This is a genomic window from Stenotrophomonas sp. YJH_SMC_133, assembly GCF_059370655.1.
On record NZ_JCAFTW010000007.1, the window covers coordinates 70,992 to 87,385 of the forward strand.

The window sequence follows — 16,394 nt, forward strand, 5'->3', positions numbered from 1 at the left end:
CTGTAGACGGCAACAACGTGGAAAAGTTCATCGCGGGACCAGGCCGAGGATGTCGTTGTAGAACGCCAACCCCATCAGCCCGGCCAGCAACGCCAAGCCGATGTATTGGCCGGCGGCGATGGCACGCTCGCTCAGCGGGCTGCCCTTGACCAACTCGATAAGGTAATACAGCAGGTGCCCGCCGTCCAAGATCGGGATCGGCAACAGGTTGATGATGCACAGGCTGAGTGACAGCAGGGCAAGGAACTGCAGGAACCAGTCGAGGCCGCGTTTGGCCGAGACATTGGCCACGCGGGCGATGGTGACCGGCCCGGAAACGTTCTGCAGCGAGGCTTTGCCGGTGACGATGCGGGCCATCATGCCCAGCGAATCGGCGGCAAGCCGGCCGGTTTCACGTACGGCGACGGTCACTGCATCCAGCGGCCCATAGCGCAGCAGGGTGTCGTAGGAGGGGCTGTAGGTGGTGGGGAAGCCGACGCCGATCTGCCAGACCGGGTTGCCCTTGCCATCCTTGCCCTGGCGGGGCGTGACTTCCAGTGCAAGGCGTTCACCGCCTCGCAGGACCTCGATCATGCCGGGGCCTCCGGCACGGCCGAGGGCCTGGATCTCGCCGATCACCTGGTCGACGCTGTCGATGCGCTGGCCGTCGATCGCCACGATCAGGTCGCCCGGCTGCAGCAGCCCGGTGACCACCGAATCGGCGGTGAGCGAGTCGACCAGCGCCGGCTGCAGCCACGATTGCCAGTACAGGCCGGCCAGGATCGGTACCCGTCGTTCATCGAAGCCGGCGGGCAGCTGCGACAGCGGCAGGGTGCGCACGCGCACCTGGTCCGCAGGGTCGAGTACCTCAAGCGTGACGTCGCGGCGATCCATCGCGGCGGCGGTCAGCGCCATGCTGGCCTCGCCCAGGGTGGCGACCTGGCGCTCATCCACCCGCAGAAGGCGGTCACCGCTGAGCAGTCCGGCGCTGGCGGCGATGCCGTCAACCCGGCCGATCGTCGGCGAGTAGTCCTGCTTGCCGATCACGAACATCGCCCACAGCAGCAGGATGCACAGCAGCAGATTGGCGATCGGCCCTGCAGCAACAATGGCGATGCGCTGCCACACGGTCTTGTGGTTGAAGGCCTGGCCGCGCTCGTGGGGATGGACCTCGACCTCACGTTCGTCGAGGAACTTCACGTAGCCACCCAGCGGGATGGCGGCAATGGCGAACTCGGTGCCGTGCCTGTCGCGGCGCGACCACAGCGGACGGCCGAAGCCGACCGAGAAGCGCAGGATCTTGACCCCGCAGAGGCGGCCGACCCAGTAATGCCCGAACTCGTGGAACGTGACCAGCAGCCCGAGGCTGACAATCATCCACCAGACCGATCCGAGGAAGTCAGTCATGCAGGCTCACAGTGGCGGGCAGGGGCGGCGGCGTCATGCTGGGCGAGGCGGTCGTTCAGGCGGCGTCGATGGCGTTCAGGGTGAGCTGGCGTGCCCGCTGGTCGGCGGACAACAGGACCTCCAGTGTATCGGCTGGCTGGGTCGGCAGTGTTGAAAGAGCGTTAGCAACCAGCTCCGGGATGGTCAGGAAACCGATCCGGCCCTGAAGAAATGCTGAAACCGCCTCTTCATTGGCGGCGTTCAGCACCGCCGGGGCAGTACCGCCGGCCTGCATGGCCTGCCAGGCCAGCGCCAGGCAGGGGAAGGCGTCGGTGTCAGGCGCCTCGAAATCCAGCCGGCCCTGCGCCAGCAGGTCCAGCCCGGCCACGCCCGATTCGATGCGCTGCGGCCAGCCCAGGCCGACCGCCAGGGTGGTGCGCATGTCCGGCAGGCCCATCTGGGCCAGGGTCGAGCCGTCGACGAATTCGACCAGCGAATGGACCAGGCTCTGCGGGTGCACCAGCACCTCGATGCGCTCGCCGGGCACCGAGAACAGATGGTGCGCCTCGATGACTTCCAGGCCCTTGTTCATCAACGTCGCCGAATCGACCGAGATCTTCGGGCCCATCGACCACTTCGGGTGAGCCACGGCCTGGGCCGGGGTGACCTCGGCCAGCTCGGCGCGGCTGCGGCCGCGGAACGGGCCGCCCGACGCGGTCAGCAGGATCCGGCGCACGCCGGCGCCGTCGATGCTGGCGTCGCGCGAACGCAGGCACTGGAAGATCGCGCTGTGCTCGCTGTCGATCGGAATGATCTCGGCGCCGGCGCGCTCGGCGGTGCGGGTCAGCAGCTCGCCGGCCAGTACCAGCGATTCCTTGTTGGCCAGCAGGATGCGCTTGCCGGCCGCAGCGGCGGCGAGGGTCGAGGACAGCCCTGCAGCACCGACAATGGCCGCGACGACCGTGTCGCAGGCATCGCTTGCTGCCAGCTGGTCCAGTGCGGCATGACCGGCGTGGGCCTCGGTCGACAGCCCCGCATCGCGCAGGCCGTCGCGCAGTTCGGTGAACAGCGCTTCGTCGGCGATGACCGCGTGCGCGGGCTTGTGCTGGCGGCACAGGGCCAGCAGTGCCTGCACCTGGCGGCCGGCGGCCAGCACCGTGGCCTGGTAGCGCTGCGGGTGGCGGGCGATCACGTCCAGCGTGGAGGCACCGATCGAGCCGGTGGCGCCGTATACGGCGACCCGGCGCAGGTCTGCGACAGCATTCATGGTCAGAACCCGAAGATTTCCTTGCCCAGCGCGAACACCGGCACGGCGGCGAGGACGCCGTCGACGCGGTCGAGCACGCCACCATGGCCCGGAATCAGGTTGCCCGAGTCCTTGGCACCGGCGTGGCGCTTGATCAGGCTTTCGAACAGGTCACCCAGCACCGACGCGAATACGGCCACCACCGAGGTGATCAGCAGGCCCGGCAGGTGCGCGATGTCGATGCCGGCCAGCCAGCCCAGTCCGAGGGCCACGGCGACACCGGCCAGCAGGCCGCCGAACAGGCCTTCCCAGGTCTTGTTGGGGCTGATCCGCGGCGCCAGCTTGTGCTTGCCGAAGTGACGGCCGGCGAAATAGGCGCCCGAATCAGCTGCCCAGACCAGTGCCAGTGCCGCCAGCAGCCACAGGTGGCCCTGCTTGCCTGGCGGGTCACCGCCAGCGTGGATCAGTACCAGCGCTGCCCAGGCAGGAACGATGGCCAGGGTGCCGGCCAGCATCTTCACGATCCGGGAGGGGGCCGTCGGCTGGGCGCCAAAGTTGAAGAAGCGCAGCCAGGCCAGCGCCGCCAGCCACCAGGCAACACCTGCCAGTGTGGTGATCTGGAACAGCACCAGCGTGCTGCCATCGGCCCACACCAGCAGCACCATCAGCAGCAGGTTCAGCACCAGCAGCACGGTGCGCGCGAGGGTGTCTTCGATGCCGGCCAGCTTCAGCCATTCCCACAGGCCGATCAGCAGCACGGCGGCGGCGGCGGCGGCCAGCCATTGCGTCGGCAGCAGCAGGATCGCGGCAATGGCGAGCGGCGCCATGATCAGCGCGGCGAGGACTCGGGTCTTGGTCATGGGCTGGAGGTCTCGGTGGCCAGTGCGGCGATCTGGGCGCTGGTCAGGCCGAAACGACGCTCGCGGCTGCCATAGGCATCCAGCGCCTGCTGCAGCAGGGCGGCATCGAAGTCCGGCCACAGCGCCTCGGTGAACCACAGCTCGGTGTAGGCCAGTTGCCACAGCAGGAAGTTGCTGATGCGGGTGTCGCCACCGGTGCGGATGAACAGATCCGGCGGCGGCAGGTCGGCCAGGGCGACCTGGCTGCCCAGCAGCGATTCGTCGATCTGTTCGGGCAGCAGGCGTCCTGCGGCGACTTCAGCGGCCAGTGCGCGCGCGGCACGGGCGATGTCCTGGCGACCGCCGTAGCTGGCGGCGATCGACAGGGTCAGGGTGGTGTTGTCGGCGGTCCGCTGCTCGGCCAGCTGCATGCGGCTGACCAGTCCGGCACCAAAGCGCTCGCGTTCGCCGATGAAGCGTACGCGCACGCCGCGTCGGTGCAGTTCGTCCACTTCGCGGTCGAGCGCGCCGAGGAACAGCTTCATCAGGGCGTCGACTTCTTCCTGCGGCCGGCCCCAGTTCTCGCTGGAAAACGCGAACAGGGTCAGCGCCGGAATGCCCAGTTCAAGGCAGCGCTCGATGGTGCGGTTGACCGCGCGCGCGCCGGCACGATGGCCGATCACGCGCGGGCGGCGGCGCTGCTGTGCCCAGCGCCCGTTGCCATCCATGATGATGGCGACGTGGCGGGGCAGGGTGGCCGGCAACGGAGGCGGGACTGAAGGCATCGACTTCAGACCGACAGCAGTTCTTTTTCCTTGTCGGCAACGACCTTGTCGACGTCCTTGATGTTGGTGTCGGTCAACTTCTGGATGTCGTCCTCACCGCGCTTCTTCTCGTCCTCGCTGATCGCCTTGTCCTTGACCAGCTTGGCGATTTCCTTGTTCGCGTCCTGACGGATGTTGCGGATCGCGATCTTGGCGCCTTCGCCTTCCTTCTGCACCTGCTTGACCAGCTCCTTGCGGCGCTCTTCGGTCGGCGGCGGCATGTTGATGCGGATCGCGGTGCCCAGCGTGTTCGGGGTGAACTCGGCGTTGTAGAGACCCTTCTCGATCTCCTTGATCATGCCCTTGTCGAACGGGGTGACCAGCAGCGAGTGCGCATCGGCGTTGGAGATCGAGGCAACCTGGTTCAGCGGGGTGCTGGCGTTGCCGTAGGCATTGACCGTCACGCGGTCCAGCAGGGCCGGCGTGGCACGCCCGGTCCGGATGGAGGTGAGGGTGTGCTTCAGAGCGTCGATGCTCTTGGCCATGCGCGTCTGCGCGTTGTTCTTGATGTCGTTGAGCATCGCCCGGTCCTGGATGTATCTGGAATCGGGCGATTATAGGCGAATACGGGACGCTGCCGGGCCTGAATCGGCCCGGTTGTCGCCGCGCGCTCAGGCTCAGGCCGGATCGCGGCCCTGGACCAGGGTGCCGATGTTCTCGCCGTTGAGGATCTTCAGCAGCTCGCCCGGCTGGCCCATGTCGAACACGCGCATCGGCAGGTCGCTGTCGCGGGCCAGGGCGAAGGCGGCGGTATCCATCACTTCCAGGCCGCGGCGGATCACTTCGTCATAGCTCAGGCTGTCGAAGCGGACCGCATCGCTGTGCTTGTTCGGGTCCTTGTCGTACACGCCATCGACCTTGGTGGCCTTCAGCAGCAGGTCGGCACCGATCTCGATCGCGCGCAGGGCGGCGCCGGAGTCGGTGGTGAAGAACGGGCTGCCGACGCCGGCGGCGAAGATCACCAGGCGGCCCTTTTCCAGGTGGCGGATGGCGCGGCGGCGGATGTAGTCCTCACACACGTCGTTGATCTTGATCGCGCTCATCACGCGCGCCTTGGCGCCCAGCTTCTCCAGGGCGTCCTGCATGGCCAGGGCGTTGATGACCGTGGCCAGCATGCCCATCTGGTCGCCGGTGACCCGGTCCATGCCGCCTGCGGCCAGGCCAGCGCCGCGGAAGATGTTGCCGCCGCCGATCACCAGGGCTACTTCGGCACCGGCCTGCTGGGCTTCGATGACCTCACGGGCCAGGCGGTTGATGATCTTCGGGTCGATGCCGTAGTCCTCATCTCCCATCAGCGCCTCCCCGGACAGTTTCAGAAGGATGCGGCGATAGGCGAGCTTGGACATGGGGACCTCGGGTGCGTGGAAATCGCGGGCGATTCTACGCGCATGCGGCGTCGGGCCATAGTGTTTTGTGCACTGCGGCGTAAAATCCTGGCGTTCGCCCCGGTCATCCGGGGCTTCCGGTTCAGCCCAGCTCGGCGCCCGCGGTCGCTGACAGCTCGTCGTGGCCGAGGGCGCCGGGGGAGCGCGCGATCACCCGGTTGCGGCCGAGGTTCTTGGAGCGGTACAGCACGTCGTCGGCGGCGCGCAGCAGGTCCTGCACGTCGGCGAAGCGTTCGTAGCCGCCCTGGGTGGCCACGCCGGCGGAGAAGGTGACGAACAGCGGGCCGCCTTCCAGTTCGGCCATCGGCGTGGCAACGATGTTGGCCAGTACCCGGCGGATCACGTCCAGTGCTACCGTTTCGCTGGTGTTCGGCAGCAGCGCGACGAACTCCTCGCCGCCGAAGCGGGCCACGGTGTCGCTGTGGCGCAGCTGGCCCTGCAGTTTGCCGGCAAAGGCCCGCAGCACCTCGTCGCCGGTCAGGTGGCCATGGGCGTCGTTGATCTTCTTGAAGTCGTCCAGGTCGATGAAGGCCACCGACAGCGGCCAGCCCTGGCGACCGGCGCGCAGGAATTCCTGCTCCAGCACGGCTTCCAGCTGGCGCCGGTTGAGCACGCCGGTGAGGGCATCTCGATGGGCCTGGTCGGCCAGGCGCTTGGCCCGGGCTTCGAATTCGTCGGCGCGGCGACGGGCCTGGTCGGCATCCTGCAGTTCGCGCAGGTTGCGCAGGGTGGCCAGCTCCTGCGCGTGGTCGATCAGTTCGCGCACCCGCGAGGGGGAATTCAGGCCGGCCTCGAACAGGCTGGCGATGTCCGGCAGGGCCTCGCTGATGCGGGTCAGGACCTGGTCGAAACGGGCGCTGTCCAGTTCAAGGCGGTCATGCACCTGCTGCAGGGCGCGCTCGCGGGCGGCATCGGCGTCATCGTCCAGCCAGATGTCGGCCACGGCACCGGACAGCTGCACGCAGGCCTGGAACGGCGATTCCGCGGCGTCCAGGTCTTCGCTGTGGCTGATGCTCTCCACCAGGTAGCGCGGCAGGCCCCACTGCTCGGCCACCCAGGCGCCGACCTCGGCGTGGCTGCAGCCCAGTTCGTCGCGCTCGCGCGCGACCAGGTCGATGTTGTCGCGTGCTTCGCGCAGCAGCGGCAGGTAGCGCTCCGATTCGGCCTGGGCCAGGCACAGTACGCCCAGGTCCTGCAGCAGGCCGGCCAGCATCAGTTCTTCCAGCCGGCGCAGGCCGCGGGCCTGGCCCAGCTGGCTGGCGGCCAGCGCGCTGAGGATGCTGCGCTTCCAGGCGCGTTGGCGCAGGTCGTGGTCGGCGCCGGTGCCGCCGGTCAGCCCCTGGGTGACGGTGAAGCCGAGGGCCAGGCTGATCGTGGCATTCAGGCCGAGCATGGTCAGTGCCTGGCCGAGGTTCTCGATCCGGCGGCGGCTGGCGTACAGCGGCGAATTGGCGATGCGCAGCATGCGAGCGCTCAGCGCCATGTCGATGGCGATGATGTCGGCGGCGGTGGCGATATCCGCTTCCGGGTCCTGTGCCAGTTCGATGATGCGCAGGGCAATACCGGGTGGCGAGGGCAGGTTGCGGCAGAGCGCCAGGGCAGCTGTCAGCTCGGGAGGCATGTCGGGTCGTTCAATTCCATTGGGACAAGAATACCTAGGAATGCATCACAGTCCGCGATTTTCGTTCCTGCTAAATGACTGTTGATTCCCTGTGCCGAGTATCGGCTTGATTCGCGCGCAACGCAAAGGTGCCGCTGTGCGCACCCCACAGGGCCGCCGGCATAAAAAAAGAGCCGCGGTCTCCCGCGGCTCCTTCTGGTTGCTTCACAGCCGGAAGGCTGGAATCAGACCTGCATCGCCTTGGCAACTTCGGCGGCGTAGTCTTCCACCACCTTCTCGATGCCTTCGCCGACGATCAGCAGCTTGAAGCCAGCAACATCGGCGCCAGCGGCCTTGACCACCTGCTCGACGGTGGTGTCGCCCAGCACGTAGGTCTGGCCGTACAGGGTCACGTCGCTGACGATCTTGTTGATCTTGCCGCTGATGATCTTTTCCAGGATGTCGGCCGGCTTGGCCTTGTCCTTTTCGGACATCTTGGCCAGCTCGATTTCCTTTTCCTTCTCGACGAAGTCGGCCGGAACGTCCGCAGCCTTGTTGTGCGGCGGCTTCAGCGCAGCCACGTGCATGGCCAGGCCACGGGCCAGCTCGACGTCGCCGCCGATCAGATCGACCAGCACGCCGACCTTGCCGTTGGTGTGGACATACGCACCGATGTTGCCGGTGGTGTCGACATTCACCATGCGACGGATCTGGATGTTCTCACCCAGGGTCTGCACGGCGGTGGCGCGGGCTTCTTCAACGGTGCGGCCATCGGCCAGCTTGGCAGCCTTCACGGCTTCAACGTCGGTGGCGCCCGATGCCAGGGCGGCAGCGGCAACGGCATTGACGAAGGACTTGAAGTTGTCATCGTTGGCGACGAAGTCGGTTTCCGAGTTGACTTCGACCAGCACGGCCTTGCCGCCATCCTGGGCCAGGCCCAGACGGCCTTCGGCGGCCACGCGGTCAGCCTTCTTGTCGGCCTTGGCAGCGCCGGACTTGCGCATGGCTTCAGCAGCAGCGTCGATGTCGCCGTTGGCTTCGGTGAGCGCCTTCTTGCATTCCATCATGCCGGCGCCGGTGCGCTCGCGCAGTTCCTTGACCAGGGAAGCAGTGATTTCCACGGGATTACCTCACGAAAGAAAGGGGTTGGGCCGGCATGGTGGCCGGCCCGTGTGACACGGTCCTGTCACGCGCCAAAGGCTGCGCGCAGGGAGGGTGGACGCCGGGCGTCCACCCCGGGCCTGGATCAGGCCTGGGCGTCGTCGCCCTTCTTGGCAGCCTTCTTGGCCGGAGCGCGGCGGGCCGGCTTCTCTTCGCCTTCAGCAGCGGCTTCAGCGAACTCTTCCTCACGCACCGAAGCAGCGTGCGGAGCAGCAGCCTTGCCTTCCAGCACGGCGTCGGCAGCGGCGCGGGCGTACAGCTGCACAGCGCGGATGGCGTCGTCGTTGCCCGGGATGGCGTAGTCCACCAGTTCCGGGTTGTAGTTGGTGTCGACCACGGCGATGACCGGGATGCCCAGCTTCTTGGCTTCCTTGATCGCGATGTCTTCGTGGCCGATGTCGATCACGAAGATGGCGTCCGGCAGGCGGTTCATGTCCTTGATGCCGCCCAGCGAGGCTTCCAGCTTGTCGCGCTCGCGACGCAGGCCCAGCACTTCGTGCTTGACCAGCTTCTCGAAGGTGCCGTCGGTTTCACCGGCTTCCAGTTCCTTCAGGCGGGCAACCGACTGCTTGACAGTGCGGAAGTTGGTCAGGGTGCCGCCCAGCCAGCGCTGGTTCATGAACGGCATGCCGCAACGCTCGGCTTCTTCCTTGATGGTTTCGCGGGCGCTGCGCTTGGTGCCCAGGAACAGGACGGTGCCGCGCTTCTGGGCAACCGACGAGATGAAGTTCATCGCGTCGTTGAACAGCGGGACGGTCTTTTCCAGGTTGATGATGTGGATCTTGCCGCGGGCGCCGAAGATGTACGGAGCCATCTTGGGGTTCCAGTAGCGGGTCTGGTGGCCGAAGTGGACGCCGGCTTCCAGCATCTGACGCATGGTGACCTGGGGCATTGCAATACTCCTGATATGGAACCAGCGATTCCGCCCGCGGGGATAGGTATGCGGGACGCGTGGAAGCGCGATCGGTTCCGGGGTTGGGCTTCCCTGTTGCCTCCGTGGCCGAACTCCTTGCGGAGCACCCCGGCACGGATGGGGGCAGCAGGTGTGGATTCACCGGTGACGTCCGGTGTGGACGGGTTCCCGCGCACGCAGGCGGCAGGAATCCGGTCGATTATAGCCCGCTCGGTGCGCTGGCTGCAATTGCCGGGCCTGGAGCGACCAGATCGATCACGCGGCCATCCTGCAGCCGGGCCTGGAAATGACCGCCGGCGTAGCCATCAGCGCGGGCGGGCAGGGCCCAGCGGCGCTCATGGCCGGCCAGCAGATACCCGGCCAGGCCGGGCAGCAGCAGGGTGCGCTGACCGCCGCTGGTGATGTAGGCGAGATCGTTCAGGCGTGCGTGCAGGGTACCGGTGTTGCTCAGTCGCAGGAAGGTATGTGACTGGCCGGGTTCGATCCCTGCATGCAGCCGCGATTGGGCCATTGGCGTGGCGTGCCCGCGGAACAACGGCAGCGAATAGCGCTGCAGCCCTGGCGTAGTGGGGGCCAGGACGACCCGATAGGCCTGTTCGCCGACAGCGGATGCCGGCTGGCGTGGCAGCAGCCATATGCGCTGTCGGACGCCGGGCGGGATGTCGAGCAGGGTGGGGCTGGCGAGCACCTGGTCGGTGGGACGCAGCACGTCGGCGTCGGTCTGCTGGTCCCACGACAGGATCTGTACCCGGCCCTGCCAGCGGCCGGGGCCGGGGTTGAAGAGCCAAAGTTCGCCCTGGCCACCTTCGGCGGGCAGCTGCAGTGTGGTCGGCAACAGGTCCAATGCCGCGGCAGGCAACGCCAGCAGCATCGCCAGCAGGGTCAGAAGTGCCCGCATCAGTAGATGACGGTCACGGCGGACGTCGTGTCTTCGTCGTCGGCGGGAGGCGCGAGCTCGCGGACCTGGGGCGGAAGTTGCGGTGTGTCGCTGCGCTGGTGGGGTGCGGGGCAGTGGGTGCTGCCTGGGTCATCGCGGCAGGCTTCGACCACGGTCAGGCGGATCTGCAGGTTGCTGGGGCCGGGTTCGGCCCACGCCGATGTGCTGGCGAACAGTATCGCCCCGATCAGAAATGCGCGAGCCACCTGGCAACCACCGTGCTGAAAGATCTCGCTGCGCGGTATCGGCTGGATCGGCCGAATCTGTAGCGTCGACTGTCAGTCGACTGCTCCTGGCACAGGAATGATGCGCGCATCCACGCATGACGTGGATCTGCCGAAACCGCCCCGGTGGGCGTCGATCGTCCGAAACCTGCCTGGTGGGTGCCGACCGTTGGTCGGCACACAGGTCAATAAGTGATCGTCACCTGCACCACATCGTTGTAGATGCCGGCCGGGGGCTGGCCGGTGACCGGCGGCACCCGGCCATGGATCGTGAGCTGCTGCGCGCTGCCACTTCCGGTGCCGCCAACGGTATCGACGTTGAGGGTGTTGCCCCAGCGCAGGCTGCGCGCGGCATCGCGGTACAGCTCGTAGGTGAGGTAGTAGGTGCTGCCGCCGATGGTGGTGGCCATGCGCCGCGTGCTGGTGGCGGTGGGATTGTTCTGGCCGTTGTTGAGGCTGACCTGGTAGGCCGTGTTCTTCAGGCAGGTCAGGGTCAGGGTGGCGGTCCGGTCGATGTTGGCGGGAATGCCGCCGGTGACGTTGCCGAAGTCCATGTTGGTGGTGACGTAGCTGCCGCACTGCGGCAACACGTTGGCGGTGGCGGTGAAGCTGAAGGCGTTGCTGATGCTGTTGGTGCCGGTGGCGCCGCCGTTGCAGTTGGCGGGCACCGTGGCATTGCCGAGCAGGACCTCGTTCCAGGCCCAGGTCAGCACCACGTTGGCGCCGTTGAAGGTGCTGCTGTAGGCGCCTGACGCCAGGATCTGATTGGCGGGGATCTGTGCGGACAGCTGCGTGGTCTGCGTGCCGCTGCCGCCGGTCAGGGGCACGTTGTAGGTCAAGGTCAGCTCCTGCGCCGGCGGCGAGCCGCGCGGGGTCAACCCGGTCACCTGGCTGAAGTTGGAGGTGTTGTAGAGCTGGAAGTTCATGCTGTCGCTGGTGCTGGTCTTCATCGTCCGCCAGCTGGAGCTGCTGCCGCCGCCGCTGCCGGCGCCGATGCCCACGCAGACCCGCACGCCGGTAGTGGCCAGCACGCTCAGCGCGGCAGTGGTGCAGGTCACGGTGATGTTGAGCGTGCCTGTGGTTGCACCGGGGGCATTGCTGTTGACGTTGCCAAACGGCAGCGTCGGGTCGGCGACGGCGGCGCACACCGCGACGGCGCGGGCCGGTGCCGCCGCCAGCAGGCCGGCGACCAGCAGCAGGCCGAGCAGCAACGTCCTCATGGCGCTACCTCCGGGATGCACGCCAGCGGTGCCGGCTTCGGCCGCGCGCCGGAAGCCACCACCTTGGGCACGTCCGGTACCTTCACCCTGCATTGCCCGCGGCTGGTGGTGATGTACAGCACGCTGCCGGCGGACACGTCTTCCAGGTACAGCAGCCCGTCATAGCCCACCAGCGCCTGTCGCCCGTCCGGCAGCTGCACCTCGCTGCCGACCTCCAGCGGTTGCCCGTCCATGCCGTGCAGGGTCAGGTTCAACGACGGCCGCGAACGCAGCGCGAAGGTCACGCGGGTGCCGGCGCGTTGGCGGGGTGTCACCCAGTCTTCGATGCGATCGGCGCGCATGTCCTCGGGCAGGTCCAGGGTGTCGATGGAGACGCGATTGCGCTGCCAGGACAGCAGTGGGCTGACCAGCAGCAGGCCGCGATCATCGGTCACGCCGATCAGCCGGTTTTCCAGCCGCACCGGCACGCCGCCCACGCCGTTGGTGCTGATGACTGCGAACGCGTCGGAGACTTCGCGGGTGGCGAAGGCATGCCCGCCCATCCACACCAGGCTGCCACTGGCGCTGGCGTAGGCATAGTTCAGGCCGCCCTGGCGCGAGGCGCCGAATGAGTAGCGACCGACGTCATTGAGGATGCCGACTTCGGCCAGGCCGCCATTGCCGTCCTCGCCATGGCGCACCTGCGCGCGCCAACCGACGCCGCCGGCGCTGCCGTCGCCGGGTACCGGCTGGGTCACGTCCGCTACCCAGCTCTGGCTGTCGCCGTTGCGCTGGCTGGAGAGGCTGGCCTGGCGGTTGTTGCCCAGGCTGGCGGTGACCGACAGGTAGATGCTGCGGTCATCGCTCTTGTCCAGGTTCTGGTTCACCGACAGGTAGGCCGACCACCGCTGGCTCCAGGTGCGTGACCAGAACAGACTGGCGTAGCGGTTGTCGTCTCCGTCGGGATAGCGCAGGCGCAGGTAGCTGGCGCTGAGCGTGCCCAGCCGCAGCAGATCGGCGCCGACCGTGGCCTGTTCACTGATGCTCGGCGGCAGGTTGCCCTGCAGTGCGCCCAGGTCGCGGTAATCGCCATGGCTGCGCACGCTGCGCAGATTGAAGTTGAGTCGGCGGTTGTTCCAGCTGTAGCCCAGTGCCCATTGCCCGCCCTGCAGGCCGTGATAGTCACTGTGCGCATAGGCGGCGTGGAACACGCCCGCGCCGCCGAGCAGCCACCAGCCGCCGATGCCGGCGTGGGCCAGGCCGCCGCCGCCTTCGGCATGTGCTTCGCCGGTAAATGTGTCGCTGATACCGCCTCGCCAGCTGGCACTGGCCACGGTGCGATCGTCGTAGGCGAAGGAACGCTGGCCGAAATCCTCACGCAGGCGGCCAACGCCGGCCGACCAGTCCGACAGGCCCTTGGCCAGCAGCTGCTGGGTGCCATAGAAACTGAAATCCAGCGTCTGCATGCGCCCGAATGCATCGGTCACCACCACCTGTGCGCTGCCGGTGCCGCTGATGCCGGGTTGCGCGGCCAGCTGGAACGGACCGACCGGCACCTGCCCGCTGTACTGGCGCAGGCCATCGACGTACAGCTCGACCGTGGACGGCACCACCGCCTGGCCGAGGAAGCTGGGCGTGGGGGTGAGTACGCGATACGGCTGCAGGCCGTAGTTGCGGCCGATCTGCAGGCCGCCCAGGCGCACCGGACGGGTCCAGTCGACGAAGCCGCTGTAGAAATCGCCGACCTCCAGCGTCATCGCCCTGCCGGGGAAATCCAGGCTCCAGCGCGTATCCAGGCGCACGCTCTCACCGCGCCAGCGACGGTCGCCGGGCTGCTGGTAGCGCCGGCTGATCGCTGTGTTCTCGACGGTGCCGTTGCCGATCCCGAACAGGCGCAGCTCCGAGCTGAGGCTGAGGTTGCCGAGCATGTCGACCCGGCTGCCATACAGGTCGTAGTTCAGCAGCAGGCCGGGCGAGGCGGTGCTGGCCGGTGCCCGGGTCTGCGGCTGGCTGAGCACGGTGGTCGGCAGGGTCAGCTGGTCCAGCGGCACGTCCAGGGCCAGGGTCTGCATATGCGCGTCGTAGCGCACAACGGCCCCGCTGATCTGGTCCAGATAGACCGGCGCATCGCCGCGGGCGCTGAAGCCGAGCTGGCGCAGCACTTCCGGACTGGCCTGCAGCCGGCCACGGGTTTCAGTGAACGGCAGCAGGCCGCGGGGCGTGCTGTTGAGCGAGACGTCCAGGTACAGGGTCTGGCTGGCGGTCAGGGGCGTGGGGGCGGGCAGGATCGCGTCGGCCGACACCCCGGAGACGTCCGCAGCCCCGGCGGCAGCCACGCCGGACACATCGGCGGCTTCGGTCGCCGCAGGAGCCAGGGCAGCAAACAGCGCGCCCATCAACGCCTCAGCGAGCCGGTGGTGGCGACAGCGGCGTCTGTTCCGACTCGCCATTGAGCTTGGCCGTGATCTGGTCGTTGTCGCGGTCGATGGCCGTGCGCTCGATCGGCCAGCGCATCACCTGCCCGGGCAGTACATAGCCCAGCAGACCGGGGTGCACGATGCGCGGGCGCTGGACGCTGCCCAGCGCCAGGTCGGCGATCTGTGCATAGCTGTTGCCGGTGTTGGCCACCTCCACGCCGTTGCGTCCGTCCTTCAGCCGGACCAGGCTGGCCTGCAGGCGCGGCGCCAGCTTGCCGCCCGAGGGTTGCACGAACACCGGAATCGAATAGCGCAGCACGAACTGCATGCCGTTGGCGCGGGTCGCCAGATCAGGCACCTCGTCGACGATCAGCCGGTAGTACTGCTGTGCCGCAGGCGGTTCGTGGTTCGGGCGCATGACCCGTACCAGCTGCTGCTGGCCCGCGCCCAGTTCCTGCATCGGAGGGGTGGCCAGCAGTTCCTCGGTGGGCAGCAGTTGTTCCTGGCCATCCTGCTGTACCCAGCGGAAGACCCGCACCTGCAGCCTGACCGGCGAGGTGCCACTGTTGGTCAGCCACAGTTCGCCAGCGCGCTGGCGGGCCTCAAGCTGCAGGCTGGTGGGGGCGACCTGGAGGCTGGTGGCACCGGCAGGGGCTGCGGCCAGCAGGGAGAGGGCGAGCAGCGCCACGCCGGTGGCGCGCCACGGGCGGGGTCCGGCCATGCGGGTGTGCTCCATCAATAGGTGATCGTGGCGGTGACCGTATCCAGGTAGTTGCCGGTGGCCGGGTTGTTGGTGCTCAGGTTCAGGATCTGGCCGTAGACGATGTAGGGCACGGCCAGGCCAGTGCCGATGCCGGCCTGGGTGTTGGTGCCCGAGGTCGCACCCCAGACCAGGGTATGTGCGGCGTCCTGGTAGAGCTGGTAGCCAACGAAGTTGTTGGCGGTCACCGCGGCGTTGGTGTTCTTCATCCGGCGGGTGGTGACGTCGTTGGCGGTGCTGGCATTGGCGCCCGCGTTCAGCGAAATCGTGTACGGGGTCAGGGCCGAGCATTGGGCGGTCACCGTGCCCTGGCCCAGGGTGGGGGTCGCCGTGGTCGAGGCCGCCGTGCCGAAGTCAACGTTGGTGGCCGCCGCCGCCGTGATGGTGCAGGCCTTGGTGACCACCAGGGTCACGTTGAAGGTCGTGGTGTCGGCGGCCAGTGCGGGGCCGGCCAGCAACAGTCCGGTCAGGACCCAGGCGAGCGGTGAGCGGAACGTGGATCGCATGGACAACCTCCCTGACCCGAAGGTCTGTTGAACAAGGCGAAGGCGGCAGGTTCGGGGCCGCTTTGACAACGGTCGTGGCCAGCTTCTGCGGGTAAGTGTCTGTAATCCGTGATAAACAGGCGTGCGAAAGGGTGGAGATCGTCACGCTTTCACTTTCCTTGCCGGAACCGTGCATGCCCCGGATCGCCAGTTGGGTGGCGTTCGTTCAGATTGCAGCGGGATCGGCGATAATGGGCGCCATGAGCGTGAATCTGAAAACCCCGCAGGAAATCGAGATGATGCGCATCGCCGGCCGCCTGGCCAGCGAAGTGCTCGACATCGTCACCCCCCACGTCAAGCCCGGTGTCACCACCGAGGAGCTGGACCGCATCTGCCACGACCACATCGTGAACGTGCAGGGCGCGATTCCGGCCAACGTCGGCTACCGCGGCTTCCCGAAGACCGTGTGCACCTCGGTCAACAACGTCATCTGCCACGGTATTCCCAGCGAAGGGAAGGTGCTGAAGGATGGCGACATCATCAATATCGACGTCACCGTCATCAAGGACGGCTGGCACGGCGACACCAGCCGCATGTACTTCGTCGGCACGCCGTCGGTGATGGCCCGCCGCCTGGTGGAAACCACCTACGAAGCGATGTGGCGCGGCATCCGTGCGGTGCGTCCGGGCGCAACCCTGGGTGACATCGGCCATGCCATCCAGAGCTATGCCGAAGGCGAGCGTTTCAGCGTGGTGCGCGAGTACTGCGGCCACGGCATCGGCAAGGTCTACCACGACGAGCCGCAGGTGGTGCATTACGGCCGCCCGGGCCAGGGCCTGGTGCTGCAGCCCGGCATGACCTTCACCATCGAGCCGATGATCAACGAGGGCACCCGCTACAACAAGGTGCTGCCGGATGGCTGGACCGTGGTGACCAAGGACCGCAAGCTGTCGGCGCAGTGGGAGCACATGATCGCGGTCACCGAGACCGGCGTCGACGTGCTGACCCTGTCGCCGGGCGAGTCGCAGGTCTCCTGAGG

16 protein-coding genes are annotated in these 16,394 nt (G+C 67.4%); 1 reads left to right on the top strand and 15 read right to left on the bottom strand.

Going from position 1 to position 16,394, the window contains the following annotated elements; translation table 11 throughout:
- Positions 1–27 precede the first annotated feature (27 nt).
- The 15 genes from rseP to AC5P78_RS11525 all read right to left on the bottom strand — a co-directional run bounded on the left by rseP (position 28) and on the right by AC5P78_RS11525 (position 15,376).
- Positions 28–1,386, bottom strand: a complete 1,359-nt coding sequence (gene rseP / locus AC5P78_RS11455) for an RIP metalloprotease RseP (RefSeq protein ID WP_099562088.1) — start codon at positions 1,384–1,386, stop codon at positions 28–30.
- A 55-nt stretch (positions 1,387–1,441) separates the two neighbouring features.
- Positions 1,442–2,632 (bottom strand): 1-deoxy-D-xylulose-5-phosphate reductoisomerase, encoded by a 1,191-nt coding sequence (locus tag AC5P78_RS11460; protein WP_005408741.1) that lies wholly within the window; start codon positions 2,630–2,632, stop codon positions 1,442–1,444.
- Between the two features lie 2 nt (positions 2,633–2,634).
- Positions 2,635–3,471, bottom strand: a complete 837-nt coding sequence (locus tag AC5P78_RS11465) for a phosphatidate cytidylyltransferase (RefSeq protein ID WP_005408742.1) — start codon at positions 3,469–3,471, stop codon at positions 2,635–2,637.
- Positions 3,468–4,235: a polyprenyl diphosphate synthase gene (gene uppS / locus AC5P78_RS11470; protein WP_005408743.1), complete on the bottom strand. Its 768-nt coding sequence runs from the start codon at positions 4,233–4,235 to the stop codon at positions 3,468–3,470. The genes AC5P78_RS11465 and uppS overlap by 4 nt, the downstream gene beginning before the upstream one ends.
- Before the next feature lie 5 nt (positions 4,236–4,240).
- On the bottom strand, positions 4,241–4,795 hold the full coding sequence (frr, locus tag AC5P78_RS11475) for a ribosome recycling factor (RefSeq protein ID WP_005408744.1): 555 nt from the start codon (positions 4,793–4,795) through the stop codon (positions 4,241–4,243).
- Positions 4,796–4,891: 96 nt separating this feature from the next.
- The gene (pyrH, locus tag AC5P78_RS11480) at positions 4,892–5,620 is read right to left on the bottom strand and encodes a UMP kinase (protein ID WP_005408745.1); all 729 of its coding nucleotides are present in this window, start codon (positions 5,618–5,620) and stop codon (positions 4,892–4,894) included.
- A 121-nt stretch (positions 5,621–5,741) separates the two neighbouring features.
- Entirely contained in the window at positions 5,742–7,280 is a 1,539-nt protein-coding gene (locus tag AC5P78_RS11485) for a GGDEF domain-containing protein (protein WP_005412741.1), read from the bottom strand.
- A gap of 224 nt (positions 7,281–7,504) precedes the next feature.
- Positions 7,505–8,380, bottom strand: a complete 876-nt coding sequence (tsf, locus tag AC5P78_RS11490; RefSeq protein ID WP_005408747.1) for a translation elongation factor Ts — start codon at positions 8,378–8,380, stop codon at positions 7,505–7,507.
- A gap of 125 nt (positions 8,381–8,505) precedes the next feature.
- Entirely contained in the window at positions 8,506–9,312 is an 807-nt protein-coding gene (gene rpsB, locus AC5P78_RS11495; protein WP_005408748.1) for a 30S ribosomal protein S2, read from the bottom strand.
- 220 nt (positions 9,313–9,532) lie between these two features.
- A complete protein-coding gene (locus AC5P78_RS11500) occupies positions 9,533–10,231 on the bottom strand; it encodes a fimbrial biogenesis chaperone (RefSeq protein WP_414498567.1) in 699 nt (232 codons plus the stop codon).
- On the bottom strand, positions 10,231–10,476 hold the full coding sequence (locus AC5P78_RS11505; RefSeq protein ID WP_012479612.1) for a hypothetical protein: 246 nt from the start codon (positions 10,474–10,476) through the stop codon (positions 10,231–10,233). The genes AC5P78_RS11500 and AC5P78_RS11505 overlap by 1 nt, the downstream gene beginning before the upstream one ends.
- A gap of 203 nt (positions 10,477–10,679) precedes the next feature.
- Positions 10,680–11,714, bottom strand: coding sequence for a Csu type fimbrial protein (locus AC5P78_RS11510; RefSeq protein ID WP_033834090.1), 1,035 nt, complete (start codon positions 11,712–11,714; stop codon positions 10,680–10,682).
- Positions 11,711–14,089: a fimbria/pilus outer membrane usher protein gene (locus AC5P78_RS11515; protein ID WP_414498566.1), complete on the bottom strand. Its 2,379-nt coding sequence runs from the start codon at positions 14,087–14,089 to the stop codon at positions 11,711–11,713. Before AC5P78_RS11515 ends, AC5P78_RS11510 begins: the two co-directional genes overlap by 4 nt.
- Positions 14,090–14,096: 7 nt before the next feature.
- Positions 14,097–14,846 (bottom strand): fimbrial biogenesis chaperone, encoded by a 750-nt coding sequence (locus AC5P78_RS11520; RefSeq protein WP_414498565.1) that lies wholly within the window; start codon positions 14,844–14,846, stop codon positions 14,097–14,099.
- The gene (locus AC5P78_RS11525; protein WP_005412747.1) at positions 14,846–15,376 is read right to left on the bottom strand and encodes a Csu type fimbrial protein; all 531 of its coding nucleotides are present in this window, start codon (positions 15,374–15,376) and stop codon (positions 14,846–14,848) included. Before AC5P78_RS11525 ends, AC5P78_RS11520 begins: the two co-directional genes overlap by 1 nt.
- 173 nt (positions 15,377–15,549) lie before the next feature.
- Here AC5P78_RS11525 and map point away from each other — a divergent pair, with 173 nt between their 5' ends.
- Positions 15,550–16,392, top strand: a complete 843-nt coding sequence (gene map, locus AC5P78_RS11530) for a type I methionyl aminopeptidase (protein WP_005408754.1) — start codon at positions 15,550–15,552, stop codon at positions 16,390–16,392.
- The last annotated feature ends 2 nt before the right edge of the window (positions 16,393–16,394 follow it).

Excerpts from the sequence above, each read along its gene's own strand:
- rseP (WP_099562088.1), bottom strand. The coding sequence starts at position 1,386 with ATGACTGACTTCCTCGGATCGGTCTGGTGGATGATTGTCAGCCTCGGG.
- AC5P78_RS11465 (WP_005408742.1), bottom strand. The coding sequence starts at position 3,471 with ATGACCAAGACCCGAGTCCTCGCCGCGCTGATCATGGCGCCGCTCGCC.
- map (WP_005408754.1), top strand. The coding sequence starts at position 15,550 with ATGCCCCGGATCGCCAGTTGGGTGGCGTTCGTTCAGATTGCAGCGGGA.
- AC5P78_RS11520 (WP_414498565.1), bottom strand. The coding sequence starts at position 14,846 with ATGGAGCACACCCGCATGGCCGGACCCCGCCCGTGGCGCGCCACCGGC.
- AC5P78_RS11500 (WP_414498567.1), bottom strand. The coding sequence starts at position 10,231 with ATGCGGGCACTTCTGACCCTGCTGGCGATGCTGCTGGCGTTGCCTGCC.
- pyrH (WP_005408745.1), bottom strand. The coding sequence starts at position 5,620 with ATGTCCAAGCTCGCCTATCGCCGCATCCTTCTGAAACTGTCCGGGGAG.
- AC5P78_RS11515 (WP_414498566.1), bottom strand. The coding sequence starts at position 14,089 with ATGGGCGCGCTGTTTGCTGCCCTGGCTCCTGCGGCGACCGAAGCCGCC.
- AC5P78_RS11485 (WP_005412741.1), bottom strand. The coding sequence starts at position 7,280 with ATGCCTCCCGAGCTGACAGCTGCCCTGGCGCTCTGCCGCAACCTGCCC.
- uppS (WP_005408743.1), bottom strand. The coding sequence starts at position 4,235 with ATGCCTTCAGTCCCGCCTCCGTTGCCGGCCACCCTGCCCCGCCACGTC.
- rpsB (WP_005408748.1), bottom strand. The coding sequence starts at position 9,312 with ATGCCCCAGGTCACCATGCGTCAGATGCTGGAAGCCGGCGTCCACTTC.
- AC5P78_RS11460 (WP_005408741.1), bottom strand. The coding sequence starts at position 2,632 with ATGAATGCTGTCGCAGACCTGCGCCGGGTCGCCGTATACGGCGCCACC.
- AC5P78_RS11525 (WP_005412747.1), bottom strand. The coding sequence starts at position 15,376 with ATGCGATCCACGTTCCGCTCACCGCTCGCCTGGGTCCTGACCGGACTG.
- frr (WP_005408744.1), bottom strand. The coding sequence starts at position 4,795 with ATGCTCAACGACATCAAGAACAACGCGCAGACGCGCATGGCCAAGAGC.
- AC5P78_RS11510 (WP_033834090.1), bottom strand. The coding sequence starts at position 11,714 with ATGAGGACGTTGCTGCTCGGCCTGCTGCTGGTCGCCGGCCTGCTGGCG.